The 24,773-nt window shown below is 57.0% G+C and carries 25 protein-coding genes; 19 read left to right on the top strand and 6 right to left on the bottom strand.

Going from position 1 to position 24,773, the window contains the following annotated elements; translation table 11 throughout:
- Positions 1-260 precede the first annotated feature (260 nt).
- The 4 genes from ACXAEW_RS18280 (at position 261) to ACXAEW_RS18265 (ending at position 3,458) form a co-directional block, all read left to right on the top strand.
- The gene (locus ACXAEW_RS18280; protein WP_474942699.1) at positions 261-1,148 is read left to right on the top strand and encodes a LysR family transcriptional regulator; all 888 of its coding nucleotides are present in this window, start codon (positions 261-263) and stop codon (positions 1,146-1,148) included.
- A 107-nt stretch (positions 1,149-1,255) separates the two neighbouring features.
- Positions 1,256-1,879, top strand: coding sequence for an NAD(P)H:quinone oxidoreductase (gene wrbA, locus ACXAEW_RS18275; protein WP_474942698.1), 624 nt, complete (start codon positions 1,256-1,258; stop codon positions 1,877-1,879).
- 203 nt (positions 1,880-2,082) lie between these two features.
- Positions 2,083-2,991: an EamA family transporter gene (locus tag ACXAEW_RS18270; protein WP_474942697.1), complete on the top strand. Its 909-nt coding sequence runs from the start codon at positions 2,083-2,085 to the stop codon at positions 2,989-2,991.
- Positions 2,992-3,005: 14 nt separating this feature from the next.
- Positions 3,006-3,458, top strand: coding sequence for a VOC family protein (locus ACXAEW_RS18265; protein ID WP_474942696.1), 453 nt, complete (start codon positions 3,006-3,008; stop codon positions 3,456-3,458).
- 4 nt (positions 3,459-3,462) lie between these two features.
- On the opposite strand, the gene ACXAEW_RS18260 is transcribed toward ACXAEW_RS18265, so the two are convergent.
- Positions 3,463-4,365 carry a LysR family transcriptional regulator gene (locus tag ACXAEW_RS18260; protein WP_474942695.1) on the bottom strand — a complete coding sequence of 301 codons (903 nt, stop codon included), beginning with the start codon at positions 4,363-4,365 and terminating at the stop codon, positions 3,463-3,465.
- A 218-nt stretch (positions 4,366-4,583) separates the two neighbouring features.
- Here ACXAEW_RS18260 and ACXAEW_RS18255 point away from each other — a divergent pair, with 218 nt between their 5' ends.
- The gene (locus ACXAEW_RS18255; RefSeq protein WP_474942694.1) at positions 4,584-5,255 is read left to right on the top strand and encodes a YceI family protein; all 672 of its coding nucleotides are present in this window, start codon (positions 4,584-4,586) and stop codon (positions 5,253-5,255) included.
- Positions 5,256-5,456: 201 nt separating this feature from the next.
- On the top strand, positions 5,457-6,224 hold the full coding sequence (locus tag ACXAEW_RS18250; protein ID WP_474942693.1) for an SDR family oxidoreductase: 768 nt from the start codon (positions 5,457-5,459) through the stop codon (positions 6,222-6,224).
- An 85-nt stretch (positions 6,225-6,309) separates the two neighbouring features.
- Here ACXAEW_RS18250 and ACXAEW_RS18245 read toward each other — a convergent pair whose 3' ends face one another.
- Together ACXAEW_RS18245 and ACXAEW_RS18240 are read right to left on the bottom strand one after the other, a co-directional pair.
- Positions 6,310-7,002: a nitroreductase family protein gene (locus ACXAEW_RS18245; RefSeq protein ID WP_474942692.1), complete on the bottom strand. Its 693-nt coding sequence runs from the start codon at positions 7,000-7,002 to the stop codon at positions 6,310-6,312.
- Positions 7,003-7,020: 18 nt separating this feature from the next.
- On the bottom strand, positions 7,021-7,905 hold the full coding sequence (locus ACXAEW_RS18240; protein ID WP_474942691.1) for a LysR family transcriptional regulator ArgP: 885 nt from the start codon (positions 7,903-7,905) through the stop codon (positions 7,021-7,023).
- Positions 7,906-7,998: 93 nt separating this feature from the next.
- Between ACXAEW_RS18240 and ACXAEW_RS18235 the strand changes: the two genes are divergently transcribed.
- From ACXAEW_RS18235 to ACXAEW_RS18225, 3 genes are all read left to right on the top strand, one after another.
- Positions 7,999-8,598, top strand: a complete 600-nt coding sequence (locus ACXAEW_RS18235) for a LysE/ArgO family amino acid transporter (protein ID WP_474942690.1) — start codon at positions 7,999-8,001, stop codon at positions 8,596-8,598.
- Positions 8,599-8,731: 133 nt separating this feature from the next.
- Positions 8,732-9,652: a DMT family transporter gene (locus ACXAEW_RS18230; RefSeq protein ID WP_474942689.1), complete on the top strand. Its 921-nt coding sequence runs from the start codon at positions 8,732-8,734 to the stop codon at positions 9,650-9,652.
- A gap of 149 nt (positions 9,653-9,801) precedes the next feature.
- A complete protein-coding gene (locus tag ACXAEW_RS18225; protein ID WP_474942688.1) occupies positions 9,802-10,770 on the top strand; it encodes a DUF1036 domain-containing protein in 969 nt (322 codons plus the stop codon).
- Between the two features lie 4 nt (positions 10,771-10,774).
- Here ACXAEW_RS18225 and betI read toward each other — a convergent pair whose 3' ends face one another.
- Complete coding sequence (gene betI, locus ACXAEW_RS18220; protein WP_474942687.1) at positions 10,775-11,350, bottom strand: choline-binding transcriptional repressor BetI; 576 nt, start codon at positions 11,348-11,350, stop codon at positions 10,775-10,777.
- Between the two features lie 177 nt (positions 11,351-11,527).
- Here betI and ACXAEW_RS18215 point away from each other — a divergent pair, with 177 nt between their 5' ends.
- The 7 genes from ACXAEW_RS18215 to ACXAEW_RS18185 all read left to right on the top strand — a co-directional run bounded on the left by ACXAEW_RS18215 (position 11,528) and on the right by ACXAEW_RS18185 (position 19,257).
- Positions 11,528-12,736: a BCCT family transporter gene (locus ACXAEW_RS18215; RefSeq protein WP_474942686.1), complete on the top strand. Its 1,209-nt coding sequence runs from the start codon at positions 11,528-11,530 to the stop codon at positions 12,734-12,736.
- Between the two features lie 94 nt (positions 12,737-12,830).
- Positions 12,831-14,342 (top strand): choline-sulfatase, encoded by a 1,512-nt coding sequence (betC, locus tag ACXAEW_RS18210; protein WP_474942685.1) that lies wholly within the window; start codon positions 12,831-12,833, stop codon positions 14,340-14,342.
- 28 nt (positions 14,343-14,370) lie between these two features.
- Positions 14,371-15,828, top strand: coding sequence for a betaine-aldehyde dehydrogenase (gene betB, locus ACXAEW_RS18205; RefSeq protein WP_474942684.1), 1,458 nt, complete (start codon positions 14,371-14,373; stop codon positions 15,826-15,828).
- A complete protein-coding gene (locus ACXAEW_RS18200; protein ID WP_474942683.1) occupies positions 15,828-16,220 on the top strand; it encodes a DUF2306 domain-containing protein in 393 nt (130 codons plus the stop codon). Before betB ends, ACXAEW_RS18200 begins: the two co-directional genes overlap by 1 nt.
- Before the next feature lie 8 nt (positions 16,221-16,228).
- Positions 16,229-17,884, top strand: coding sequence for a choline dehydrogenase (betA, locus tag ACXAEW_RS18195; protein ID WP_474942682.1), 1,656 nt, complete (start codon positions 16,229-16,231; stop codon positions 17,882-17,884).
- A 109-nt stretch (positions 17,885-17,993) separates the two neighbouring features.
- On the top strand, positions 17,994-18,233 hold the full coding sequence (locus ACXAEW_RS18190) for an HP1242/YdcH family protein (RefSeq protein ID WP_153214608.1): 240 nt from the start codon (positions 17,994-17,996) through the stop codon (positions 18,231-18,233).
- A 232-nt stretch (positions 18,234-18,465) separates the two neighbouring features.
- Complete coding sequence (locus ACXAEW_RS18185; RefSeq protein WP_474942681.1) at positions 18,466-19,257, top strand: hypothetical protein; 792 nt, start codon at positions 18,466-18,468, stop codon at positions 19,255-19,257.
- Positions 19,258-19,374: 117 nt separating this feature from the next.
- Here the strand turns inward: ACXAEW_RS18185 and ACXAEW_RS18180 are convergent, their stop codons facing one another.
- Together ACXAEW_RS18180 and ACXAEW_RS18175 are read right to left on the bottom strand one after the other, a co-directional pair.
- The gene (locus ACXAEW_RS18180) at positions 19,375-20,775 is read right to left on the bottom strand and encodes a helix-turn-helix domain-containing protein (protein ID WP_474942680.1); all 1,401 of its coding nucleotides are present in this window, start codon (positions 20,773-20,775) and stop codon (positions 19,375-19,377) included.
- Between the two features lie 112 nt (positions 20,776-20,887).
- The gene (locus tag ACXAEW_RS18175) at positions 20,888-22,081 is read right to left on the bottom strand and encodes a multidrug effflux MFS transporter (protein ID WP_474942679.1); all 1,194 of its coding nucleotides are present in this window, start codon (positions 22,079-22,081) and stop codon (positions 20,888-20,890) included.
- A 288-nt stretch (positions 22,082-22,369) separates the two neighbouring features.
- Between ACXAEW_RS18175 and ACXAEW_RS18170 the strand changes: the two genes are divergently transcribed.
- From ACXAEW_RS18170 to ACXAEW_RS18160, 3 genes are read left to right on the top strand one after another with little or no spacing between them, the layout of a single operon-like run.
- Positions 22,370-23,902 carry an acyl-CoA carboxylase subunit beta gene (locus ACXAEW_RS18170; protein WP_474942678.1) on the top strand — a complete coding sequence of 511 codons (1,533 nt, stop codon included), beginning with the start codon at positions 22,370-22,372 and terminating at the stop codon, positions 23,900-23,902.
- Positions 23,903-23,911: 9 nt separating this feature from the next.
- Complete coding sequence (locus tag ACXAEW_RS18165; protein ID WP_474942677.1) at positions 23,912-24,289, top strand: hypothetical protein; 378 nt, start codon at positions 23,912-23,914, stop codon at positions 24,287-24,289.
- The gene (locus tag ACXAEW_RS18160; RefSeq protein WP_474942676.1) at positions 24,290-24,652 is read left to right on the top strand and encodes a hypothetical protein; all 363 of its coding nucleotides are present in this window, start codon (positions 24,290-24,292) and stop codon (positions 24,650-24,652) included.
- The last annotated feature ends 121 nt before the right edge of the window (positions 24,653-24,773 follow it).

The following is a 24,773-nucleotide window of genomic DNA, read 5'->3' as shown; positions in this document are numbered from 1 at the left end:
CTGTTGTCATGCGGCCTTTCCCGCGGACATTGTATCAGGCAGGCGGGGTGTCAGCTGTGCTTGCCGATACTGCCTTCTCGCTGTCCTGTACCGCCTTGGATCACTTTTTACACAGCCAACCGTGCGCGGGGAGGCGAACCCTCTGCGATTCCCCCGACGTTTCGATTTCGCGATGCGTTGGCGCTTGATCTGGATCCGATGTATGTTGTTCCGGAAAGCCCGCAAAAACCACCTCAGACATGGATGTGTAGAACGCGACAATGGACAAGCTCTCGGTCATGAATGCCTTCCGCCGGATTGTCGAGCGCGCCAGCTTTGCGCGGGCGGCGGACGATCTGGGGGTTTCGCCTGCTCTTCTTAGTCGCGAGGTCAAACTGCTCGAAGAAAGCCTGGGCACGGTTTTGCTCACTCGCACGACGCGGTCAATGTCACTGACGGACGCTGGGCGGCTTTATTATGATGAAGCGACCAGTATCCTGGATGCAGTGTCTCGGGCTGAGGCACGCATACGCGACGGGGTGGGCGCGGTGCGCGGCCATCTCAAGGTGAACGTCTCCAGTTCTTTTGGTCAGGCCGTCATTGCACCGATGTTGCCCGGTTTTTTCGAAGAGTATCCTGAGCTGCGACTTACATTGTCGATGGATGACAGGGTGGTCGACATCGTCGAGGGTGGCTTTGATGTTGCCATTCGCATCCGGGCCGAGATGCCAGATTCAGCCCTAGTGGCCCGCAAGATTGGCACGATGCGGCAGAAAGTCTTTGCTGCGCCCTCCTATCTGGAACGGTTTGGTGTTCCAGAGGCCCCACAGGACATAGAAAACCACCGGGTCATCGGTTTTCTGTTGGCCCATCACCTGACCAGTTGGACCCTTTGCGGGCCATCCGAAACGGTCACAATAGAGCTGGATCCGCCGGTTCGGGTCGGCAACAGCCTTGTTCTGCGTGATCTGCTGATTGCGGGGCAGGGCATCGGCACCTTGCCTGAGTTCATCTCAAACGGTGCGGTCGAAAGGGGCGAACTGGTTCCTGTGTTGCCCGACTGGGAACTGCCTGCGCCGGATATTTTTGCTGTCACCGCTTCGCGCCTTAGTGTGGACGCCAAGGTAACGGCGTTTCTCGACCATCTGAGCGCGGCGGTTCGTGCCTGACATTATTCAATCAGCGTAAAGAATGAAGTCAGCGCGGGATGGTTAATCTGGGCGGCGTCATCCGCCATTTTCTGGGGCAACGAAACACAATGCCCTGAGAGGTTCCCATGACACGTATTCTCGTTCTCTACTACTCCAGCTATGGCCACGTTCGCGCACTTGCCCAAGCCGAAGCGGATGGCGCGCGCTCTGTAACTGGAACACATGTCGATCTGCGCCGTGTACCGGAAACCGTTCCCGAAGATGTCCGCCAGAACGCAGGCTTTCTGGAAGACGATACACCGGTTGCCGCGCCTTCTGACCTTGAATCCTATGACGCGATTATCTTTGGGACCCCGACATGTTTTGGCATGATGGCAGGTCAGATGAAGTCCTTCCTTGATCAGGCGGGTGGTCTTTGGGCGCGTAATGCACTGGTCGGCAAAGTGGCGGCGGTCTTTGCGTCGACCGGATCCCAGCATGGCGGTCACGAGGCAACGTTGCTGTCCACCCAGATCCCGCTCCAGCACTTCGGAATGATGATTGCAGGAATGCCTTACACGTTCGCGGGCCAAAAAACGGCTGAGGCAATCATCGGCGGTGCGCCCTATGGTGCGGGCACAATTGCCGGTGCGGACGGGTCGCGTACGCCATCCGAGACGGATTTGGCAGGGGCACGGTTTCAAGGTGCCTATGTCGCCCGGATTGCTGCGCGTCTGGCCGGGGAAGACTGGAAGGCAGCGGCCGCGTAATGCCCGTTGTGGTCCTTGAATTCTGCCCCCGATACGAGCCGCCGTGCGGTCAACATTTTATCAGGGGCGCGATCAAGGTCGGCAGAGATGCCCCCCATGGGCTTATCGGCCCATTGGGCCGGGGGTGGAAATTGGGACCTGCCAAAATCCACGCCGCGGTCCCGTTCACCGATTTGCGGTGACTCTCAAAAGGAAAAGACCCCATGACACGCAGCAGCGATATTCTTCTTACGGCGCTTGCCCCAGCCATTTGGGGAAGCACCTATCTCGTTACAACCGAAGCCTTGCCTGCGGGCTATCCGGTGACCCTTGCGGCCTTGCGTGCCCTGCCTGCCGGGCTCTTGTTGCTGGCTATCACCCGGTGCCTGCCGCCCCGCGAATGGCTTGGTCGCGCCTTTCTGCTGGGGAGCTTCAATTTCGCGGTGTTCTGGGTGCTTCTTTTTGTTGCGGCCTATCGGCTACCTGGTGGGGTCGCGGCGACACTTGGCGCGTTACAGGCGATGATGGTTATTTTTATGGCGCGGGGGTGGCTTGGCACTCCGGTCAAGGCGGGGGCGGTTGCTGCGGCGGCTACAGGAGTTCTCGGCGTGGCATTACTGCTGATCGGACCCGAAGCCGCGCTGGACCCCATCGGCATTGCTGCCGGTCTGGGCGGAGCGGCCTCCATGGCGGCAGGCACCGTTCTCAGCAGGAAGTGGCAGCCGCCGGTGTCCGCGCTGAGTTTCACAGCCTGGCAGCTGACTGCGGGTGGTCTTCTGCTGTTGCCGCTTGCGCTGATCATAGAGCCGCCTTTACCACCCCTTTCGGCGCTGAACATAGCTGGCTTGGTCTGGTTGGGTCTTATCGGCGCGGCGGCAACCTATGCGCTGTGGTTTCGTGGGGTCGCCCGGATCGAACCCGGCGCGGTCTCTATGCTGGGTATGATGAGCCCGGTGACGGCGGTGCTGCTCGGCTGGGCGGTCCTGGGGCAAGCTCTTACGCTTTTGCAGATGCTTGGTGCAGGGGTCGTGCTTGTCTCTGTCTGGGCGGGGCAACGTGCAAACCAAAATCTTGATAGTGTTAGAAGAAAGCGACAAGATCCAAGGCATGCGGGTTTGATGCGCGATGTCTGAATTGAGGAGGTACCATGTCTGAACGCGGCTTTACTGTGCGTGCGCTGGGCGAGATTGCAATCCGGTGTATCGACCTCAACGCGATGGTTGCTTTCTATCGGGATGTGATTGGGCTCGACCTGATGAACGACCCGGCGAGCAGCAGTATCGTGTTTTTTCGGATCTCTGAGGGGTTTGCCGGCCATACCGCCGTGCTTGCCCTGTTCCGGCATGACATCGAAGGGGCAGGGAACACACAGGCGGCAAACCGGCCCCCAGCCACCGGACCCGGATCCTCGCTCCATCACATCGCGCTCAGCTTGCCCTGGGACGAGCAGGACGCGGTGATCTCCTGGTACAAGACGCTGGGACAGGAATACCAAGTCGAGACATTCGATTGGGTCGGGTGGCGGGGTGTCTTCACCAAAGACCCGGACGGCAACACGGTTGAACTTGTCGCAAAGTCACCGGAGCCAAGCGCAGGGTGACGCATCATTCCATGGGGCCAACCTGCGCTCTGAGAAAGTCGATCATGGCGCGGACCTTCTGTGGCAGGTAGGTTCGGTTTGCATAAAGCATCCAGCCGGCCGTGTCGAAATCCATCAGGGCACATTCATAGTCCGGGAAGAGGTCTATCAGAGTTTTATCCCGAATGTCCGGATCAATCAGCCAGTTTGCCAAGAGTGCGACGCCAAGCCCCTGTTGGGTCGCGCTGCGCAGCGCCAGAGCATTGGAAACCTGCACGTTGCCATGAACGGCGACCTCAAACGGGTCTTCTCCCTTGGCTCGAAACCGCCATGTGTTTGCCATGCCAGGCAGCGCAAAACGCAGACAATTGACCTTTGCCAGATCTGCGGGATGTTTCAACGGGCCGTGTGCGGCGATGTAATCCGGGCTTGCAACGACGCGGTAGCGTGTTGTCATCAGACGTGTCGAGACCAGATCGCCCTTTGGTGCGGGGGCCAGGCGGATTGCGAGGTCAATGCCATTTTCAACCAGATCCAGATTGGCGTCACTGCTCTGCAAGTCGATCGAAATATCCGGATATTGTGCCTGAAACCCCGGCAATAAAGGCACAATGACCCGTTCAGCAAAAGCAACCGAAGCAGTCAGGCGCAAAAGGCCTGTGGGCTTGCCGCGCATGCCGCGTGTCTGCTCACGCGTTGCCTCAAGCTCCTCGATCAGCGGTTGGATACGTGTCAGATAGGTTTGCCCCTCCTCGGTTACCGTTAGCCGACGGGTGGTGCGCTGAAAGAGCCGGATGCCCAGATCAGCCTCGACGGCCGCAACGGTGCGAGACACAGAAGAAGGGTCAACGTCCAGGGTGCGGGCTGCTCCTGCGATACTGTTGTGTCGTTGTACAAGCAGAACTGTTCTGAGAGATGTGAGATCCATTCATGTATTTTGCGCATGAATATCCTGTTGCATCAATCATTTTTGGAAGTTTCCGCAGGCTCTAAACCCGCCTTACGCACCCGTCTTATGCATTGGCAGGAGGTTAGAATGCCCACAGGTCTTCGTTTCCAAAGCAGGTCTCTGAAGGCCTGTCGAAGCCAAAGCAGTACGGATGCCGGTGACAGCCTGTCTTTCATTCCCTCGAAAAGGAAAACCCCATGAAAAGATTCATAAAAACCGCATTCGCATGCACGCTGATCTGCGCCGCGTCTCTGGCTCAGGCTGAGCAACAGGAATGGACGCTTGATCTTGGCCATGCCTATATTGGCTGGGAAATTGACCACATGAACATGTCCAACACTGTCGGCCGTTTCAACGATTTTGACGGGACGTTTCTGATTGATGAGGCGGATCCTGCGAATTCTGAAATAACGTTCCAGATCCAGGCTGCGTCGATTGACACGAACCACAACGGTCGCGACAACCACCTTCGCAATGCCGATTATCTGGATGTCGCAAAGTTCCCGGAAATCACCTTTGCGTCCAAGGACATTCAGATGCTGACACCAACGACGGGTATCCTTGTCGGGGATCTCAACATGCTTGGCGTCACGGCACCAGTCGAGCTTGATTTTGAAATGGTCAATCGCCGCAAGTATCCCGATTTTATTCCCAATTACGATGAGGTCGAAGTTGTCGGTTTTCACGTGACCGGGGACGTGATGCGCCTTGATCACGGGATGGATTTCATCGCGTTTCTCGGCTCTCCGACGGGCTTTAAGATCACGCTTGATGCGCGGTTCGATCTTGTTCGCTGTGACAGCGTGCCAGAGACCAATGTCCCCTGCCACTGGGGGCGAGTTGCCGGGTTCAAGGGACCAAGCGAGTAACTTTCTAAGGCAGCATCGGGTGCACCTGTGTGCCTTTCAGAGCTGCGGGGCGGACTGCCGAAAATGGCCCAGTGAATGTCCGGCACCTCAACCGTTGATCGCGCTTACGAATGCCGCCGCTTTGGCGCATTCCCAGGCGCGATCAATGAAGCGGGCTTCAAGCGCAGCACCTGTTCAAGACAAACGCAAAAGGAGATTGGAATGGAATACCTCAGGAACAAGGTCGCCGTTGTAACCGGCGCAAGCCGCGGCATCGGCGCGGCTGCCGCACGCTATTTGGCTCAAAATGGCGCGCAGGTCGTGCTTGCTGCTCGATCGCAAAACGCGATTGAGGGCATCGCCGATGCCATTACAAAGAATGGCGGAACCGCACGTGCATTTGCCTGCGATGTCAGCGACCCCAAGGCCGTGGCTGCCCTGATGGAGTACGCGCAGGCGACGTTTGATCGCATCGACATACTGGTGAACAACGCAGGCCTTATTGATCCCATTGCGCGCATCGAGGACAGCGACCCCGAGGCCTGGGGCACTATCATCGATGTGAACGTAAAGGGCGTGTATCATGGTCTGCGTTACGCGCTTCCGGTCATGCGGGCGCAAGGGAGCGGGACAATCATCAATATCTCTTCCGGCGCGGCCAATTCCTTCCTTGAAGGCTGGTCGCATTATTGCGCAAGCAAGGCTGCGGTCTTGCGGCTGACGGGCGTGGCGCACAAGGAACATTCAGGGCATGGCATCCGTGTGCTTGGCCTCAGCCCCGGTACGGTGGAGACGGACATGCAGGTTTCGATCAAGCTATCCGGTCTCAATCCGGTGAGCCAACTTGACCCGGCATCTCATATACCGCCCGAGTGGGTGGCGCAGGCAATTGCCTATCTCTGCGGACCAGATGGTGCGACATACGCAGGACAGGACTTTTCACTCAAGACCGAAGAAGGCCGCCGCGCGGCCGGGCTGCCCGGCCTTTGAGCTTTATGCGGCAAGCGGCCATTTGCGAGAAGGTTCTGAATGGCCGCATTGTCAAACATGCAAACAAAACACCGCAAGTGTCGGCTCACTCATAAAAGTGCGAAATCTCCGTCAGTGGTTTCTTGATCTTTGCCACGGCTGGAACTGTTGCATCTGCGGCCGGGTGGCCAACAGCGATGATCATTGTGGGTTTTTCCGCCTCCGGCCGCCCAAGGGCCTCGTTGAGGAATTTCATCGGGTTGGGCGTATGGGTCAGCGTGGACAGTCCCGCCGTATGCAAAGCTGTCAGCAGCACACCTGTTGCGATTCCAACGCTTTCAGGAACATAATAATGTTTGTACCGCGTGCCGTCGTCAAAAGTGCCCCACCTCTGTGCAAAGACGACAATCAGCCAGGGGGCTGCGGTCAGATGTGGTTTTTCCGCCGTTGTGCCAATGGGTTCCAGCGCCTTGATCCATTCATCCGGCGCTCCACCCTCATAGAAATTGCGTTCTTCCTCCTCTGCCTCGGCGCGGATCCGCGCTTTTAGGGTCGGGTCCGAAATCGCGGCAAAGAACCACGGTTGGTGATTGGCTCCGGACGGGGCCGAGCCAGCAGCGCGGAGGCAATCGGCAATCACCTCACGCGGGACCGCTTGGTCGCGAAAGGACCGGATGGAATGACGTTTTTGCATATGAGCCAGAAATTCGCTGGCACGGGCGCGCATTTCCTCATTGTTATAGTCAAGACGATCCGGCAGCGGCACCGCCTCATAGGTCAGTATGTCCTTGGAAAACATCCGGCGTCTCCTCCTTCGCTAGATCTGCTCCAATCGCAGTTTTGCAGACTTCAACACGGCTTTTGTCAGAGGCGCAAGGGCAGGGGCCATCACCCGGCTGACTTGCCACGTCAGGTTGATCGCCAGGGTGCTGTCGGGTTTCAGCGCACACAGATCCCCACGTGCCAGAAGATCCCGCACCAGAGGTTGGGGGTTCATGCCCCAACCGACCCCGGCGCGGGCAGCGTCGATAAATGCCTGTGTCGACGGAAGGTAATGTTCCGGCGGTGTCAGGCCCGAGCCCAGATTTACCTCCATCCAACGCCGTTGCAGCTGGTCCTTCTGGTTAAAAACCAGGCAGGGTGCATGTCCGATCGACTTGGCCGTCACCCCGCTCTGAAACCACCGCGCCATGAACTCCGGGCTTGCGGTCGCCTCATAGGGCAGCGCACCAAGAGGGCGCATGTCGCACCCCGTCACTGGGGTTGTCAGTGCCGTTACCGCCGCAGAGACCTCGCCCCGGCGCAGCCAGTCAGCACTGTGATCCTGATCATCGATCACAAGATCAAACAACAGCCCTTCCACACCAGCCATGGCATGCACAAACCAGGTCGCCAGACTGTCAGCGTTCACCGCGATGCGAATGCGGGACGGGCGTCGCCCCGGATCAAATCCCAGATCCCGCCTGAGGGCGGCCGCCAGCAGCCCCACGTCTTCGGCGTGTTTGGCCAATCGCGCGCCCACAGGGGTCGCTGTGCAAGGCTGTCCGCGATGCACAACGCTTGCGCCCAGACTTTCCTCTAACGCTTTGATCCGCTGGGAAATGGCTGAAGGCGTCACATGCAGATCCTGCGCAGCCATTTCGAACGACCCCAGTCTAAGAACAGCGGCCAGGGCATCCAGTTGATTTTGATCGAGCTTCATTAGTATAACTTATTTAAGGTTAGGAGTATTAATTGGATTAATTTTATCCCAGGCAATAGTCAAATCCAGACACTCGCAGCTCAGGATACAGACATGCCCCCAAGCCTTTATGCCGGATTTGCCCTTGGCCTCAGCCTCATTGTTGCGATCGGCGCGCAGAACGCTTTTGTGTTGCGGCAGGGCTTGCGGCGGCAGCATGTGCTGCCTGTGGCGCTGACCTGCGCGGCTTCTGATGCAATCTTGATTACTGCCGGTGTTCTTGGCTTTGGGTCATTGGCTAAACTGGCCCCCTGGTTTGAACCGGCCATGCGGTTTGGCGGGGCTGCGTTTCTGTTGTGGTATGGGGCACGCAGCTTTTTGGCTGCCTGGCGTGGTGGCGAAGCCTTGACGGCGCAGGACGGCGAGCAACAGCGGCTCTGGCCCGTTCTTGCGACCACATTGGCGCTGACGTGGCTGAACCCACATGTCTACCTGGATACGGTTGTGTTGCTTGGCGCGATCTCTGCCCAATATGATGACCCCATCAGCTTTGGCATCGGGGCGAGCGCGGCCAGCTTCGCCTTCTTTATGTGCCTTGCCTTTGGTGCGCGGCTTGCCGCACCGGTTTTTGCCCGGCCTCGGGCCTGGCAAGCGCTTGATCTTCTGGTGGGGATGGTCATGTGGGCCATCGCGCTGCGCCTTCTGATGGGATGAACCAAAGCGCTGGCGCGCGGGGGCTCAACTCCCGCACCAACGGATACTGTATTGTATCGAAACACGACGATCCATTTCCTGAAATTTGTAAGGATGTTAACAATCTGGGCATTCCTCCCACTGCGAGTCCCCCATGACACTGACCGCCGACACCTCGCCCGAAAATGCCCCCATGCGCGGGGTCTTCTGGATGTTGGTCACAGGGTTGCTCTTTGTGGCGGTGACGGTTCTGATCAAGACAATGCACGGGCGCATCCCACCTTATGAGAGCGCTTTTCTGCGCTATGTGCTGGGCCTGGTCTTCCTTTTGCCAATGGCGCGGACGCTGTTGACTGCAAAATGGAGCCCACGTCTGCACGTTTTCCTGGGCGTGCGCGGCATCCTCCATGCGATCGGCGTTGGCGGCTGGTTTTTCGCGATGGCCCAGATCCCGCTGGCCGAGGTGACTGCCATTGGCTATCTCACTCCGATCTTTATCTCAATTGGTGCTGTTTTTCTGCTTGGGGAGTCCATGGCTCTGCGCCGGATCGCTGCCATCTGCGTTGCGTTTATAGGTGCGCTGGTCATCCTGCGGCCCGGCGTGCGGGAGATTTCGCCTGGGCATCTGGCCATGTTGGGAACCGCGCTGGTCTTTAGCATGTCACATCTGATGGCAAAAATGGCCATGCGGGATGCTACACCTGCGATGGTGGTTGGTATGCTGTCGATCTGGGTGCCCATCGCTCTTTTGCCACTGGCGCTTGGCAATTGGGTTACCCCCACGCTTCATGATCTGGGGCTTTTGTTCCTTGTGGCCTGTTTTGCCACCGGTGGTCATTATACGATGATGCTGGCTTTTGCCGCAGCGCCAGTGACCGTGACCCAGCCGGTTACCTTTCTTCAACTGATCTGGGCGACCCTGATCGGTACCCTCTTCTTTGGAGAAGGCGTGGACATCTGGGTGGTTTTGGGTGGTTTGATGATCCTTGCGGGTATTACCTATATCAGTTGGCGCGAAGCGGTTCTGAAACGTCGCGCACTCACCCCGCCTGCGGCAACGGCAGAGTTGCCTTGACGAAAATTTTATGAAGATCCATACGTTATGGAAAGAATTTAAGCTATAATGTTTATCTATACCAATTGTCTGCGTCTTATACTTGTTACAAAAAATCGGTAACGTCCCATCCTGCCGAGGAGGGTGCAATGCGTTGTTTTTTCAGGAAAATGATTCTGTTGACCGCGATGCTTTTTCCGGGGGCGGCATGGGCTGGATTTCACGTTTGCAATGACACAGGCGCCGAACAAGCCATTGCCATATCTCACAAACAAGGCAAGAATTGGCACAATCAAGGCTGGTGGACGGTAGAGGCGGGCGCTTGCGTTTCTTTGCTGACCCACGATCTGACGTCCCGCTTTGTTTATCTGCGCCTTCGGGATCGGGGCGAACGGTTCCTGCACAACTCTGTCAAATTCTGTGCCTCTGATACGGATTTCTCCGGAACGGGCAGCGATCGTTGTCCCGCGCAGCGTCTGCTGCCGTTGGAATTTGCGCGCGTGGATGTCGGGCGCGGTGTCTCGGATGCAACGGTGCAGATTTCATCACTATTGCGTGATGTTGAAAAGCAGGACAGTAAAATCCTTGCACTGGAAGCAGTCTTTGAATCCTGCCGTCCGATCCCAGGCTCTGCCGGTGCGATCTGTTCCTTTGTCGGCCGCGACCGGGAGATCTTTACCCGATTAACGGATGAGACACCGCGGGTCGCGCACCGGACCTTGATGCATATGCACCCGGGGGCGCCGGTCCGGTTGAAGGGGCGTAAAGTGCAAGAATATCTGAAAACGCTGGAAATCGCCGTTCTCTCGGTTGATCGCCGCCCTGCGGACGCAGCGCATGAGCTTCTCATCAATTTGCAGGGCAGTTGGATTTCGGATAGCGATCCCAATGACAGCTTTACCGTCGATGGGGCGACCCGGTCGAGCTTTTACCTCGGGGCGGTGACCACGCGGGAATTCATCTCGGTGTCAGATCAGTGTCGAGAGTTTGTGTTTGAAGGCCACGCGCTCCATTCTTGGAGCAAGGATGACACTCAGGGCCTTTGTTATCAGATCGTCGAACTGAACAAGAAAACCCTGTCCTTACGGTTCTTACCCAGCGGCCGTGACCTGTCTTATCACCGCCAGCCAAATGGCTGAGATGTCAGCGAATGACGAGGTCCACAACCTGATGCGCCGCTGCCCGCGCCAAGGCGGGGTTTAACGCCGCCTCAGATTGTGCGGCCTGCAGCCAGACACCATCCATATAGCTCTGCAGCGCCTGCCGCGCGGGTTCTACCTGATCTGGCGACACCAGATGATGCAGTTCCGCGACAAAGTGGCTGCGCACGCGGGATCGGTTGATTCGATGCAGGCGCGACAAACGGGGTGAATAAGGCGCGTTTGCCCAGAATTGCATCCAGATGCTGCACTGTTCGACCGTAAACAGCGAGTCCGCAAAATTGGCATCCATCACCGCATAAAGGCGCGCCTGCGGTGTGTCGGCCCGTGCGTAGCCTAAAATCATGGCTTGTTTCAATTTGGTCAGAAGATGGCGCATCGTGGCCTCCATCAAACCTTCCTTGGAGCCAAAATAGTAATTGATCGAAGCCGCCGAAGCGTCTGCTTCGCGCGCAATTTCTGCCATAGTGACAACGCCATAGCCGTGGCGATGTACGGCCACAATCGTGGCTTCAATCAGTTCTTCATTTCGGATGTCGCGAATTCGTTTCCTGCCCATGGGCAGAGTTTTAAACGTTTGGGAATCGGTTTCAATCCCTGTTCTGCGAAGTCAAAAATTAAATGATCATACAAAATTTGGTTTCGAAAATCAGGTAAATCTGATATGACATTAGTCCAAGTCCAAAAACAGCGCCCCACCAATCCGGGCAGGGCGCATAACAACTGGGAGGACTTGATGACCCTTTTGATTTCCTTTGGGATCCTTCTGGCCTTTGCGCTGGTGATCTTCTGCACTGTCAAATGGTGGAACGTCTCTGTCGTCGGTGTGACACCGGTTCCGCTCTTTACCTTTATCGCGATCCTCTTCACCTCCGGTCTGGATGTGGGGCTGATCATGTTCCCGCTGGCTTGGGATTTCCCGCTTTATGCGGATACCGCGGGCGAGCCCGCCTATGGCTTTACCAACCCGCTGGCATTGGAATTTGGCTTTTGGGGCTTTTTGATCTGGGGCTTTTACTTCCTGACGACCTTCTATTTCTGTGTGATCGAGCCGAAGGTGAAGTTCTTTGAGATCCCGCTGGTCAAGCTGATCAACAACATCGTCATCATCGGCACCTGTGCCTTCACCGGCGCGTTGTTCCTGATCTACCTACCGTATTACGCAACATTCATGGGTGACGGCGAAACCGTGATCCCGGCCTTCTATGTGGTGACCTTCCTGGTGATCCTGACGGCGGCCTTCTCATCCACGGATATCAAATACGTCCGCGTCCTCTCGGTAGGATCGACCCTCCTGTTCCTGGCCCTGATCCTGGGCATGTGGGCCTATGCCGGCATGGGGCTGGGCGAGTTCTTCAGCACCGCATCAAACATTGGCGGCTACTTTACCAATATCCACAAGTTCATTCTGCCACTGACCGATTACCATGAATTCTACCTGTTCTGGTGGTTTGCATGGTCCATCATGATCGGTCAGTTTACTTCGCGCTTTGTGGGTGGGTTGAAAACCTGGCAGGTGCTGGCAGCGTTGTTGATCTTCCCGTCGATCCCGCTCGGTATCTGGTTCTCGGTGCTTTATTATTATCACCTGAACGAGATTGCGACGACCACGATGATCAATGTCTCAATGGTTGCGGTCGGTATTCTCTTTGTGATCAACTCCTTTGACTCCTTGATCCGCCTTTATACCGACAACCTGAACCTTTCGGCAAAACGCTTTGGCACCGTGCCATATGTAGTCGGAAATGCAGTGGTTCTGTTCGGTTTGACCCTCGCATTCCAAAGCCAGTGGTTGCAGATCCAATGGATTGGCGGTGTTGTGATCGGCCTTTATGTCGCTTGTATTGTCTATATCATTGTCACCAAGCGGTCAGAGGTGATGGCGATCACCGATAGCCCCGAGGAAAACACCCTCGATTTTGAGAAGATCAAGGCGGTGCACTAACGCTGCACTCTGATCGCAAAAATATTTGGGCTTTCCCCGCATAAGCGGGGACTGCCTCCCAAAAACTCAGAAGCGTTCAAAAGGACCGTTCCTTATGTCACAAAATATCCTGATCCTCATGGTGGACCAACTGAACGGTACTCTTTTTCCAGATGGTCCAGCTGAGTTCCTGCATGCGCCAAACCTCAAAAAGCTGGCCGCTCGGTCTACGCGTTTTGCCAATGCCTATACCGGGTCCCCGCTCTGTGCTCCGGGGCGGGCGGCATTTATGTCGGGCCAACTGCCGTCGCGCACCGGTGTTTACGACAACGCGGCTGAATTCCGCAGCGACATCCCGACCTATGCCCACCACCTGCGCCGTGCGGGCTATTACACCTGTCTATCGGGGAAGATGCACTTTGTCGGACCGGATCAGCTCCACGGGTTTGAAGAGCGCCTGACCACAGACATTTACCCGGCCGACTTTGGCTGGACGCCGGACTACCGAAAACCGGGTGAACGGATCGACTGGTGGTATCACAACATGGGTTCCGTTACCGGCGCCGGGGTCGCCGAAATTTCCAACCAGATGGAATATGACGATGAGGTGGCCTTTAACGCCACTCAGAAGATCTATGATCTGAGCCGTGGCAAAGACGATCGCCCCTGGGCCTTGACAGTCTCCTTCACCCACCCGCATGACCCATATGTGGCGCGCAAGAAATACTGGGATCTCTACGAAGACTGCGAACATCTGTTGCCGGAAGTTGGCGACCTTGGCTACGAGCAGCAGGATGCCCATTCCAAACGCATCTTTGACGCCAACGACTGGCGCAGCTTTGATATCTCAGAGGAAGATATCAAACGTTCGCGTCGCGCTTATTTCGCCAATATCTCTTACCTCGACGATAAAATCGGCGAGATCCTCGAGGCGCTGGAAAGCACGCGCCAAGACAAGGACACGATCATCTTCTTTGTCTCTGACCACGGCGATATGCTGGGTGAACGCGGCCTGTGGTTCAAGATGTCCTTCTTTGAAGGCTCCGCCCGTGTGCCGCTTATGATCGCTGCGCCGGATCTGCCTGCCGGGCTGATCGAAACACCAGTGTCGACCATCGACGTTACTCCGACGCTTGGTGCGCTGGCCGGTGTGGATATGGCTGAAATTGCCCCTTGGACCGACGGCCATAACCTTGTGCCATTGGCCCAAGGAACGCCGCGCGAGGAACCCGTGTTGATCGAATATGCGGCTGAAGCCTCCTATGCGCCGCTGGTGTGTTGGCGTGAAGGCAAGTGGAAGTACAACCGCTGCGCGCTCGATCCCGATCAGCTGTTTGATCTCGAGGCGGACCCCAAGGAGCTCAACAATCTGGCGGAAGATCCTGCCTTTGCAGAGGTGCTTGCGGAACTGCGGGCCAAATCCATTTCCCGCTGGGACCTTGAAGCCATTGATGCGGATATCCGGGCCAGCCAAGCGCGCCGCTGGGTTGTCTACGAGGCCCTGCGTCAGGGTGGGTATTACCCTTGGGACTACCAACCGCTGCAAAAAGCGTCTGAACGCTACATGCGCAATCATATGGACCTCAATGTTGTCGAAGAAAACGCCCGTTTCCCGCGCGGCGAATGAAACACGTTACGTCAGAAAAGATATACCCATGACACATCCTGCACAGCCCAAAGCCAGCCATTTCATTAATGGTGCCTATGTCGAAGACAGCGCCGGCGCCGAGATCCCGGTGATCTACGCCGCCACAGGTGAACAGATCGCCACCGTCCATGCCGCAACCCATGCGATTGTGGAGCAGGCGCTGGCCTCTGCCAAAGCAGCGCAAAAAGAATGGGCCAAGATGACCGGCACCGAACGCGGTCGCATCCTGCGCCGCGCGGCCGACATCATCCGCGACCGCAACTATGAACTGTCGGTGCTGGAAACCTATGACACCGGCAAGCCGCTGCAGGAAACGCTGGTGGCCGACGCGACCTCCGGCGCGGATGCGTTGGAGTATTTTGGCGGTCTCGCCGCCAGCCTGACCGGTGAACATATCCCGATGGGCGAAGATTGGGTTTACACCGTGCGCGAGCCTTTGGGCGTTTGCGTTGGCATCGGCGCTTGGAACTACCCGACCCAGATCGCCTGCTGGAAAGGCGCGCCGGCGCTGGCCTGTGGCAACGCAATGGTGTTCAAACCGTCTGAGACCACCCCGCTTTGTGCCCTCAAAGTGGCGGAAATCCTGGTCGAGGCCGGTCTGCCCGCAGGTCTGTACAATGTGGTCCAGGGCATGGGCGAAGTGGGCGGCGCGCTGGTCAGCGATCCACGTGTCGACAAAGTCTCGCTCACCGGCTCGGTGCCCACCGGCAAAAAAGTCTATGCCGCGGCAGCAGCAGACATGAAACACGTCACCATGGAATTGGGCGGTAAATCCCCCATGATCGTCTTTGAAGACGCCGACATCGACAATGCGGTGGGCGGTGCCATCAACGGCAATTTCTACTCCTCGGGGCAGGTGTGTTCCAACGGCACCCGTGTCTTTGTGCACAAAGACATCAAAGAGAAATTCCTCACCCGTCTGGCCGAGCGTACAGCGAACGCCAAATTGGGCGACCCCATGGATGAAAACGTGAACTTTGGCCCGATGGTCACGGAAAACCAGATGAACATCGTTCTGGGCTATATCGAGAAAGGCAAAGCCGAAGGCGCCCGTCTGATCTGTGGCGGCCAACGCGCAGATATGGACGGCTACTTTATCGAGCCAACCATCTTTGCCGATGTCAAAGACGACATGGTGATTGCCCGCGAAGAGATCTTTGGCCCGGTCATGGCGGTTCTGGATTTCGAGGATGAGGATGAGGTGATCGCCCGCGCCAATGACACCGAATTTGGTCTGTCTGCCGGTGTCTTCACCAAGGATCTGAGCCGCGCCCACCGGGTGATCGGCGCGCTTGAGGCGGGCAGCTGCTTTATCAACTCCTACAATGACGCGCCGGTCGAAGCGCCCTTTGGTGGTGTCAAAGCCTCAGGCGTTGGACGTGAGAACTCCAAAGAAGCCATCCAGCACTACAGCCAGGTGAAATCGGTTTATGTGCGCATGGGTGACGTCGAAGCCGCGTTCTGATGGATTTTGCGCCGCTTCTGTCCGCCAAAGGCCCGATCCCGCTGCATGCCTTTGCAGCTTTCGCGGCCCTTGGCGTCGGAGCGGCGCAGCTTGCCCTGCCCAAGGGGACATTGCCCCACAGGCTGGCAGGCTGGTTTTGGGTTGGGGGCATGGCCGTGGTGGCTGTCTCCAGCTTCTTTATCAATGAAATCAGGCTCATTGGCCCGTTTTCCCCGATACATCTCCTGTCTGTGCTCACTCTGGTGGGGCTCTGGCAGGCCGTGCGCACCGCGCGCCTTGGGCGGATCGACGCCCATCGCCGCCACATGCGCAACCTCTTTTTCTACGCGCTGATCCTCGCGGGAGCCTTCACGCTGCTGCCAGGGCGGATCATGCACCAAATACTGTTCTAGGAGCCAAAATGAACGCGGATTATGTGATCGTTGGGGCGGGCAGCGCAGGCTGCGCGATGGCCTATCGTTTGTCAGAGGCTGGGAAATCGGTGCTGGTCATCGAACATGGCGGCACGGACGCGGGCCCCTTTATCCAGATGCCGGGGGCGCTGTCTTATCCGATGAATATGTCCCGCTATGACTGGGGCTATAAATCCCAGCCGGAACCGGGTCTGAACAACCGCGAGCTGGTGACGCCGCGCGGCAAGGTCATTGGCGGCTCGTCCTCGATCAACGGTATGGTCTATGTGCGCGGTCACGCGGGCGATTATAACCACTGGTCCGATGCGGGCGCGCAGGGCTGGGCCTATTCCGACGTTCTGCCCTATTTCAAACGGATGGAAAACTGGCACGAAAGCGGCCAGGGCGGCGATCCAGACTGGCGCGGCACAGACGGCCCCCTGCATATCTCGCGCGGCCCCCGCGACAACCCGCTGCACGCGGCCTTTGTGGAGGCTGGACAGCAGGCCGGATACCCGGTGACCTCTGATTACAACGGCGAGCAGCAAGAGGGCTTTGGCCCGATGGAGATGACCGTCTACAAAGGTCAACGCTGGTCCGCCGCCAACGCCTATCTGAAACCGGCGCTGAAACGTGACAACTGCACCCTGATCCGCGCCTTTGCCCGCAAAGTGGTGATCGAAGACGGTCGCGCCGTAGGGGTCGAGGTCGAACGCGGCGGCAAGGTCGAAGTGATCCGCGCCAATGCCGAGGTGATCCTGTCGGCTTCCTCGCTGAACTCCCCGAAACTCCTGATGCTTTCGGGCATCGGCCCGGCGGCACATCTGGCGGAACACGGGATTGATGTGATCGCCGACCGCCCCGGCGTCGGCCAGAATCTGCAGGACCACCTTGAGTTCTATTTCCAATGGGCCTGCACCCAGCCGATCACCCTGTTCAAATACTGGAACCTCTTTGGCAAAGCCCTTGTGGGGGCCCAGTGGCTGTTTACCAAAACCGGGCTTGGTGCGTCCAACCAGTTCGAAAGCGCGGCCTTCCTGCGCTCTGACAAAGGCGTGGACTACCCCGATATCCAATATCACTTCTTGCCCATTGCCGTACGTTACGACGGTCAGGCAGCAGCCGAAGGCCATGGTTTCCAGGTCCATGTGGGCCCCATGCGCTCCCCCTCGCGCGGCAATGTCACCCTGGCGTCGGCAGATCCCAAAGACGACCCCAAGATCTTCTTTAACTACATGTCCACCGAGCAGGACTGGATCGACTTTCGCAAATGTATCCGCCTCACGCGGGAGGTCTTTGCCCAGGATGCGATGAAACCTTTCATCAAACATGAGATCCAGCCGGGTATGGACCTGCAAACCGACGACGAGTTGGACGGGTTTATCCGCGAACACGCCGAAAGCGCCTATCACCCCTGTGGCACCTGCAAGATGGGCAGTGTCGATGATCCCATGTCCGTGGTCGACCCCGAATGCCGGGTGATTGGCGTGGACGGATTGCGCGTCGCCGACAGCTCCATCTTTCCGCGCATCACCAACGGCAACCTCAACGGTCCGTCGATCATGACAGGAGAGAAGGCCTCCGACCACATCCTGGGCCGCCGCCTGCCATCGTCAAACGCCGAACCCTGGTTTAACCCCAATTGGCAGACCAGCCAGCGGTAAAAAAGCTCTGCGAAAACCCATAAATCGCACACCTCTTTGACCCGGATCAAATCCCCGTGTGGGGCAGGGCAATAGTCTATCTCCGAAAGATCAAAGAGGAGAGACGCCCATGTCCCACACACCCCATGAACTGGCCGCCGAGTTTCCGGACAAGGTCGAAACCATCAGCACGCTCAAGTCGTCTGACAAGCATTTCGCCCATCTGGCCGACAAATATCATGAGGTGAACCGCGCCGTGCACCGGGCGGAGACCAAAGTGGAACCCATCAGCCAAGAGGCGGAAACCGACCTGCGCAAACAACGCGCCGCACTCAAGGATGAGATCTGGTCGATCCTGTCAGCCGCCTAAGGCGCGCATCCTGAACAAAGGACGTCACTGAAAACCAAGCCGGTGCCAAGCTAAAACTTGGTGCCGGTTTTTTGCGTTTGCCGCCCACACGAAGAAGTCGGCTTGGAGCCCAAGGTTGCCATGGGTCTTGTAAGAAAATGCTCCTGCGTAAGTCTATGAACATAGGCTGGACGCCCTCCACATCAGCGAATATCCATTGTCCGTATTGTGAGAGTTATGGTGGAGCGCGATGATGAGTGGTTTTATGTTCTCGACATCCTATTTTGTCATTTCTGCGTTGAGCTGCTCCGTTGCTGCGGTCCTGCTGCCTATTCAGATTAGTGCAAACGGGAACCTCAGCTATATTGTGCAAGCAGCAATCGGTTCGGCGCTAACTCTGTTCCTTTTGGCTGGGTTACTGGCTGTCAGTTTCAGAATGTTAAATGGCGGCGCTGATTTGCGGCGCGTAAGCGCAATCGTTCTTGTGTTTCTACTGTCAATTATTGGGATTGCGCTTTCCCAATTCATCGGTGGTGCATTTGGTTTTCTCATAGATTGGCTCTTGAATGTTTGGGTTCCTCTAGACGCCTTCATCTTCATGGTTACATACGAAACGTTGGGGTATACAAATTCAGCCTATGCGCTCGACTATTTTTCGTCATTGTACATGGTCCTATCGATGGCTGTTTTAGGAGCAATTTTTGGATTGCCATTGGCCCGTATTGGCAATGGTATTCTGTTTGCAGACGCGTGGAACCAACGTGCCGGGAAAAAATGGATACTCTTTAAGAGGTGCGGTGCCGGTGCCTTGGGCATCTGGGTTATTTGGGCAGCCGTAAGTTTAATCGCCCATTCCATTTTTGTAGCACCTACACTTACCAAGTCAGAAATTTCTGTTTCTGATGGCAGCATCAGTCAGTTAACGTTTTACCAACCGACTTTGCTCGAGACGTCTTTCGGCTTTGGTATGAATTTGATGTTGTTCTCGCTTGCTGTGGGGTTTGTCGCTTACTGTGCGGAGCAAGTAAGGCAACAGTTTGGATAGGCGAGCGCTGCACCAAACCCTCTTTCAAAAGACTAGACAGCAACATAGTCCGCACAGCTCCCATCCATTGCGCAATCCTTTGGAGATCTTCTTGCGCATTCCACACATCCTGCTCTCTCAGTTGACCTCATAGGGCAACGTCCCGCGCTGGTTGGTGTCCACTTGCAGACGGCGTTCCAAGGGGGGGACAGACCTCTGGTGGCAGGTGCGGCGTTCGCAGATGCGGCAGGAGATGCCGATGGGTTCATAAGCTGCGTCATTGTCCACATCCATGCCATCGGCATAGACCAGCAGGCCCGCGTGTTTGACTTCGCACCCTAACGCAATGGCGTAACGGCGCAACGGCGCGCCAAACCGGCCCGAGGATTTGGAAACATCCCGCGCAAGCGAGATATAGCGTACCCCATCCGGGGTCGTCGCCAGCTGGCGCAGGAACTGCCCTGGTGTTTCAAAGGCGCGGTGCACATTCCACAAGGGACAGGCCCCGCCAAAGCGCGCAAACTGCAGCCTTGTGGCCGAATGACGTTTGGTGATTGTGCCGGCCTGATCCACGCGGACAAAGAAGAACGGCAACCCTTTGGCGCCGGGGCGCTGCAGGGTGGACAGACGGTGGGCGACTTGTTCGATGGACGCCCCAAACCGCGTCGACAGCCTCTCCAGATCGTGGCGGTCTGCCTGAGCCTGTGCCAGAAACCGGCCATAGGGCATCAGCGCGGCACCGGCAAAATAATTCGCAAGGCCGATCTTGGCGATGGCACGGGCTTCCTCGCTTTGGAACTTGGCGAAATCCAATGTGGCTTCCAGCAAGTTGTTTTGCTGCAATAACGCCACCTGCATCAGCAGCTGAAAGACTTGTGTCTCGGGGGCGGCAAGCTGTGACAGGTGCAGGATCTTGCGCTCTGCATCATAGCGGCGCACCCCTTCCATATCTTGCAATTCAACCGTGACCCCAGCGCGTTCCAGCGTTGAAATAGCGGTGGCGCGGATCTCTGCCGGGGTTCCTGCGGTATGGCTGAACCGCTCTGCTGCATGGTCTACCGCGTCGATATAGTTGTCGCAATAGTGAAAGAAATCGCGCACCTCTTCCCAGGGCGACGCCTGCAGCCGCGCATCCTCGCGTCCCAGGGCCTCATCCAATGAGGCCAGCCGTTCATGGTTCTGACGATAAGCCTGATGCAACGCCAGAAAGGCGCGTGCCAATGCGGGGGCGTTGGACGCCGCAAGCCGCAAATCAGCCAGAGGCGGCATGGTCTCGGCAAAGACCGGATCGGCCAAAGCTTCCCGCATATCGCTGACCAGCCTTTCGCTGTCACCGGTCGACAGCTCGGTCACATCCAGCCCGAACTCCTGCGCCAGCGCCAGCACAACCGTTGTCGAGACCGGGCGATTGTTGTTCTCCATCTGGTTCAGATAGGGCAGGGAGACCCCCAGTTTGGCGGCGAAATCCTTTTGGGTCAGGCTGAGCTTGGCGCGCATCTCACGCAGCTTTGCCCCGGCATAAAGCTTTTGGGTGGCCATCTGTGGCATGCCTTTGCAAATTCAGGTCGCGCGGATTGTAGAATTGCAAACCAGTCGGGGCAAGCCCCGGACGTCCTGGCGGCCCGGGTTCAATGGTCGCAGAGCTAAGGACTTAGATCGCCAGTTTCAATCTTTGCTCGCGCCGGATCACCGTAAGGATCGACAGCATTCCGCCCACGCCGGTCAGGAACATGATGGTCAGCAGGGGGATGGGCGTTGACCCTTCTACCAGAACCCGGCCTGCCAGCGCCGAGAGCAGAGCGCCGACGCCGATCATCACAGCGCCAGCCAGCCCGGATGCGCTGCCCGCCAGTTTCGGCCGGACCGAAATTGCCCCCGTGGTCGCATTGGGAATGGACATCCCATTGCCAAGTCCAACAAAATTCATCAGGCCAAAGAACGTATAGACCGTTTCCATCCCAGCAGCCGTCAAGGCAATCGACAGGCCCACGCCAAACAGATTGATGACGCAGCCAATCAGAACCATTGTATTGATCCCAAAACGGCGGGAGTACCGGCCCGATATGAAGTTGCCAAAGAAATACCCCAACGCTGGTGCGCCCATCATGAGCCCCAGCACGTCCGACTCAAGACCGTAGACTTCGGTGCCCACAAAGGGTGCACCCCCGAGATAGGCAAAGAATGTACCCGACGACAGGCCGCAGGCCAGCGAATAGCCCCAGAACCGGGGTGATTGGAGCAGCTCGGGATACTCACGAAACTGCCGCAACAGACTCATGCCGCTTTTGCTTTTGGTCTCACCAAAGTCGCGATACGCCAGCAGCCAGACCATCGCTCCCAGCAACAAAAGGATCCAAAAGTTGGCCGTCCAATGAAGATAGCGGTCGATTGCCCCACCGATGGCCGGGCTGATCATCGGCACAATGGCCATCCCCATGGTGACATATGCGATTTGACTGGCGGCCTTGTCGGTTTCATGCACGTCCCGGATGGAGGCGCGGCTGATGGCCAATGTGGTGGCCACAATCGCTTGCCCCATGCGAAAGACCAGAAAACTTACCGCGGTTGGTGCAAAGATGCAGCCCACAGTCATGACCATAAAGGCAACCAGACTCCACAGCATCACCGGTCGCCGCCCCATCTGGTCCGACACCGGCCCGACCACGATCTGGACCACCGCGCTCAGCCCCAGATACAGCGAGATCGACAGCTGCATGACCCGATAGTCGACCCCGTAATCTGTCGCCATGCTGGGCAGGGAGGGGATGAACATATTCATGCTCAGCGCGCCAATGCCCGCCAGCAAAATCAACGTAACAACGTGAGCAGGGGTTTTAGGGGTCATATCGGGACTCGAATGTGGAGTAGGGTAGTTAACAAGTAAATAAACTGTACCGGTGAGTTTAGTTACCGCTGACATGCAAGTCCAAAGTTTTTCCTGTGCTTTGGCGCGCATATCCTTGTGAATTGCGGTGGGGCGCATGATCGTGAGGCATTGTCATAGTGGTAAAATTTGCAGTTATTCAAATTTGCAGTGCTCGCCCGCAAATGATTTGCAAATTTGCGAGTTTTGGCTTTGGTCAAACAACAGGCACGTCTATGGTCCCTCATGAATCTAAGAGGGATCCCGGCCATGAAAGACATCCTTGCTGAACTCGAAGAGCGCCGCACCGACGCGCGCCTCGGCGGTGGACAAAAACGTATCGACGCACAACACGCACGCGGCAAGCTGACCGCCCGTGAGCGGATCGAGCTTCTGCTGGATGCGGATAGTTTCGAAGAGTTTGATATGTTCGTCTCCCATCGCTGCACCGATTTTGGCATGGAGAAAAACAAACCCGCAGGCGACGGTGTGATCACTGGCTGGGGAACCATCAACGGGCGTCAGGTCTATGTCTTCAGCCAGGATTTCACGGTTCTGGGCGGCTCGGTGTCAGATACCCACGCGATGAAAATCTGTAAAATCATGGATATGGCCATCCAGAACGGCGCACCTGTGATCGGCCTCAACGATTCCGGCGGTGCTCGTATTCAGGAAGGTGTGGACGCGCTGGCCGGCTATGCCGAGATCTTCCAGCGCAATGTCATGGCCTCGGGTGTGATCCCGCAGATCTCTGTCATCATGGGCCCCTGTGCCGGTGGCGCGGTATATTCGCCCGCGATGACTGACTTTATCTTTATGGTCAAAGACACCTCTTATATGTTTGTGACCGGCCCGGATGTGGTGAAGACCGTCACAAACGAGGTTGTCACAGCCGAGGAGCTGGGGGGCGCCTCCACCCATACCAAGAAGTCATCAGTGGCAGATGGTGCCTTTGAAAACGACGTCGAAGCCCTCGCCGAAGTGCGCCGCCTGGTGGACTTCCTGCCGCTGAACAACCGCGAAAAGCCGCCTGTACGTCCGTTCTTTGACGAACCCGGTCGGATTGAAACCAGCCTGGATACGCTGATCCCGGAAAACCCGAACCAGCCGTATGATATGAAAGAGCTGATCCTGAAAGTTGCCGACGAAGGTGATTTTTATGAGATCCAGGAAGACTACGCCAAGAATATGATCACCGGTTTCATCCGGCTCGAAGGGCAGACCGTGGGCGTTGTGGCCAACCAGCCGATGGTGCTGGCGGGCTGTCTGGATATCGACAGCTCCCGCAAGGCCGCGCGGTTTGTGCGCTTCTGTGACTGTTTTGAAATTCCGATCCTCACCCTGGTGGATGTTCCGGGCTTTTTGCCGGGCACGTCTCAGGAATATGGCGGCGTTATCAAACATGGCGCAAAGCTGCTGTTTGCCTATGGCGAAGCGACTGTGCCAAAGGTCACCGTGATTACGCGCAAAGCCTATGGTGGGGCCTATGACGTGATGGCGTCCAAACACCTGCGCGGCGACTTCAACTATGCCTGGCCAACGGCGGAAATCGCGGTGATGGGGGCCAAGGGCGCGACCGAGATCATTCACCGTGCTGATATCGGTGATGCAGACAAGATTGCGGCACATACCAAAGATTACGAGGACCGGTTTGCCAATCCGTTTGTTGCGGCAGAGCGCGGCTTTATCGACGAGGTGATCCAGCCTAAATCCACCCGCCGCCGCGTCTCGCGCGCCTTTGCGTCTCTGCGCAACAAAAAGCTCGAGAACCCGTGGAAGAAACACGACAACATCCCGCTTTGAGGATCGACCATGGAACAAGATGCGGGCACAGTTGCTGTGACGTTTGGGCCGGACAAGTTGCCGCTGGATTATCTTGATTTTTTTGAGATGGCCAGCGACAGCGATGTGCGAGAAGCGATGCTTGCCGTGTTCCGTTCGCATCTTGGAAGCGAACTTCAGCAGCGCGAGCCAACAAAGCGTGAGGTCAACTGGATCCGGGAAACGGTGGCGCAAATGGTGTCTCTTACAGCTCAGACCGAAGCGGGAACGCCAGATGACTATATCGTTGAGCTCTGCGATGGAGATGAGCCGTTTTTCGGAGAGGTTTCACCCTCCCAATGCTCCGCATTCGGTTTCGAAGACGACACTTGGGAAAGCCAGGCTCCGCAGCGGATTGGTATAAGTTAAATGAGAAACCGCAACTGGCATATCCTGCGTGAAGACGGCGAACCTGGGCAGATCGTGACCCTGTGTCGTGAGCGCCCGGCGCGGTTTGATGTGGTGGCCGAAACCAACCTGCCCACAGGGAACCCGGTACGGTTTGCGCATCAGATCCGGCAAGATATGTGGCGCCTGCTGCAATCCATGCGGGGCTTCTCTCCCGTGGTGCGTCTGACGCAGAATCACACCGGCTGGCGGGTCGAGGCTGGTGGGCGTGTGTTGGGTAAGGTTCCTCCGGCGGCCAGTGCACGAATCCTCGAACTTTTGGAAAATCAATCAAAGCGGACCCGATGGGTTAACAACGCGAATCGCACAAGGGGAGGGGAATGATGCATCTATGTTGTCATGTTTTTGTGACCTATCTCTTTGGTAATGTTGATGTGTTCAACTTGAGCGGGAATCGTGCGCCTATCGTGTCACCTATCGTGAAAACACGTAATTCTTATCGAAT

This window comes from Epibacterium sp. ABZ3_068 (assembly GCF_056159265.1).
This window is presented reverse-complemented; position numbering and strand designations above follow the sequence as displayed.

Excerpts from the sequence above, each read along its gene's own strand:
- ACXAEW_RS18200 (WP_474942683.1), top strand. The coding sequence starts at position 15,828 with ATGGATTTTGCGCCGCTTCTGTCCGCCAAAGGCCCGATCCCGCTGCAT.
- ACXAEW_RS18235 (WP_474942690.1), top strand. The coding sequence starts at position 7,999 with ATGCCCCCAAGCCTTTATGCCGGATTTGCCCTTGGCCTCAGCCTCATT.
- ACXAEW_RS18280 (WP_474942699.1), top strand. The coding sequence starts at position 261 with ATGGACAAGCTCTCGGTCATGAATGCCTTCCGCCGGATTGTCGAGCGC.
- ACXAEW_RS18240 (WP_474942691.1), bottom strand. The coding sequence starts at position 7,905 with ATGAAGCTCGATCAAAATCAACTGGATGCCCTGGCCGCTGTTCTTAGA.
- ACXAEW_RS18250 (WP_474942693.1), top strand. The coding sequence starts at position 5,457 with ATGGAATACCTCAGGAACAAGGTCGCCGTTGTAACCGGCGCAAGCCGC.
- ACXAEW_RS18160 (WP_474942676.1), top strand. The coding sequence starts at position 24,290 with ATGAGAAACCGCAACTGGCATATCCTGCGTGAAGACGGCGAACCTGGG.
- betB (WP_474942684.1), top strand. The coding sequence starts at position 14,371 with ATGACACATCCTGCACAGCCCAAAGCCAGCCATTTCATTAATGGTGCC.
- ACXAEW_RS18225 (WP_474942688.1), top strand. The coding sequence starts at position 9,802 with ATGATTCTGTTGACCGCGATGCTTTTTCCGGGGGCGGCATGGGCTGGA.
- wrbA (WP_474942698.1), top strand. The coding sequence starts at position 1,256 with ATGACACGTATTCTCGTTCTCTACTACTCCAGCTATGGCCACGTTCGC.
- ACXAEW_RS18190 (WP_153214608.1), top strand. The coding sequence starts at position 17,994 with ATGTCCCACACACCCCATGAACTGGCCGCCGAGTTTCCGGACAAGGTC.
- ACXAEW_RS18175 (WP_474942679.1), bottom strand. The coding sequence starts at position 22,081 with ATGACCCCTAAAACCCCTGCTCACGTTGTTACGTTGATTTTGCTGGCG.
- ACXAEW_RS18180 (WP_474942680.1), bottom strand. The coding sequence starts at position 20,775 with ATGGCCACCCAAAAGCTTTATGCCGGGGCAAAGCTGCGTGAGATGCGC.
- ACXAEW_RS18230 (WP_474942689.1), top strand. The coding sequence starts at position 8,732 with ATGACACTGACCGCCGACACCTCGCCCGAAAATGCCCCCATGCGCGGG.
- ACXAEW_RS18245 (WP_474942692.1), bottom strand. The coding sequence starts at position 7,002 with ATGTTTTCCAAGGACATACTGACCTATGAGGCGGTGCCGCTGCCGGAT.
- ACXAEW_RS18170 (WP_474942678.1), top strand. The coding sequence starts at position 22,370 with ATGAAAGACATCCTTGCTGAACTCGAAGAGCGCCGCACCGACGCGCGC.
- betA (WP_474942682.1), top strand. The coding sequence starts at position 16,229 with ATGAACGCGGATTATGTGATCGTTGGGGCGGGCAGCGCAGGCTGCGCG.
- ACXAEW_RS18265 (WP_474942696.1), top strand. The coding sequence starts at position 3,006 with ATGTCTGAACGCGGCTTTACTGTGCGTGCGCTGGGCGAGATTGCAATC.
- ACXAEW_RS18165 (WP_474942677.1), top strand. The coding sequence starts at position 23,912 with ATGGAACAAGATGCGGGCACAGTTGCTGTGACGTTTGGGCCGGACAAG.
- ACXAEW_RS18260 (WP_474942695.1), bottom strand. The coding sequence starts at position 4,365 with ATGGATCTCACATCTCTCAGAACAGTTCTGCTTGTACAACGACACAAC.
- ACXAEW_RS18270 (WP_474942697.1), top strand. The coding sequence starts at position 2,083 with ATGACACGCAGCAGCGATATTCTTCTTACGGCGCTTGCCCCAGCCATT.
- ACXAEW_RS18185 (WP_474942681.1), top strand. The coding sequence starts at position 18,466 with ATGAGTGGTTTTATGTTCTCGACATCCTATTTTGTCATTTCTGCGTTG.
- ACXAEW_RS18255 (WP_474942694.1), top strand. The coding sequence starts at position 4,584 with ATGAAAAGATTCATAAAAACCGCATTCGCATGCACGCTGATCTGCGCC.
- ACXAEW_RS18215 (WP_474942686.1), top strand. The coding sequence starts at position 11,528 with ATGACCCTTTTGATTTCCTTTGGGATCCTTCTGGCCTTTGCGCTGGTG.
- betI (WP_474942687.1), bottom strand. The coding sequence starts at position 11,350 with ATGGGCAGGAAACGAATTCGCGACATCCGAAATGAAGAACTGATTGAA.
- betC (WP_474942685.1), top strand. The coding sequence starts at position 12,831 with ATGTCACAAAATATCCTGATCCTCATGGTGGACCAACTGAACGGTACT.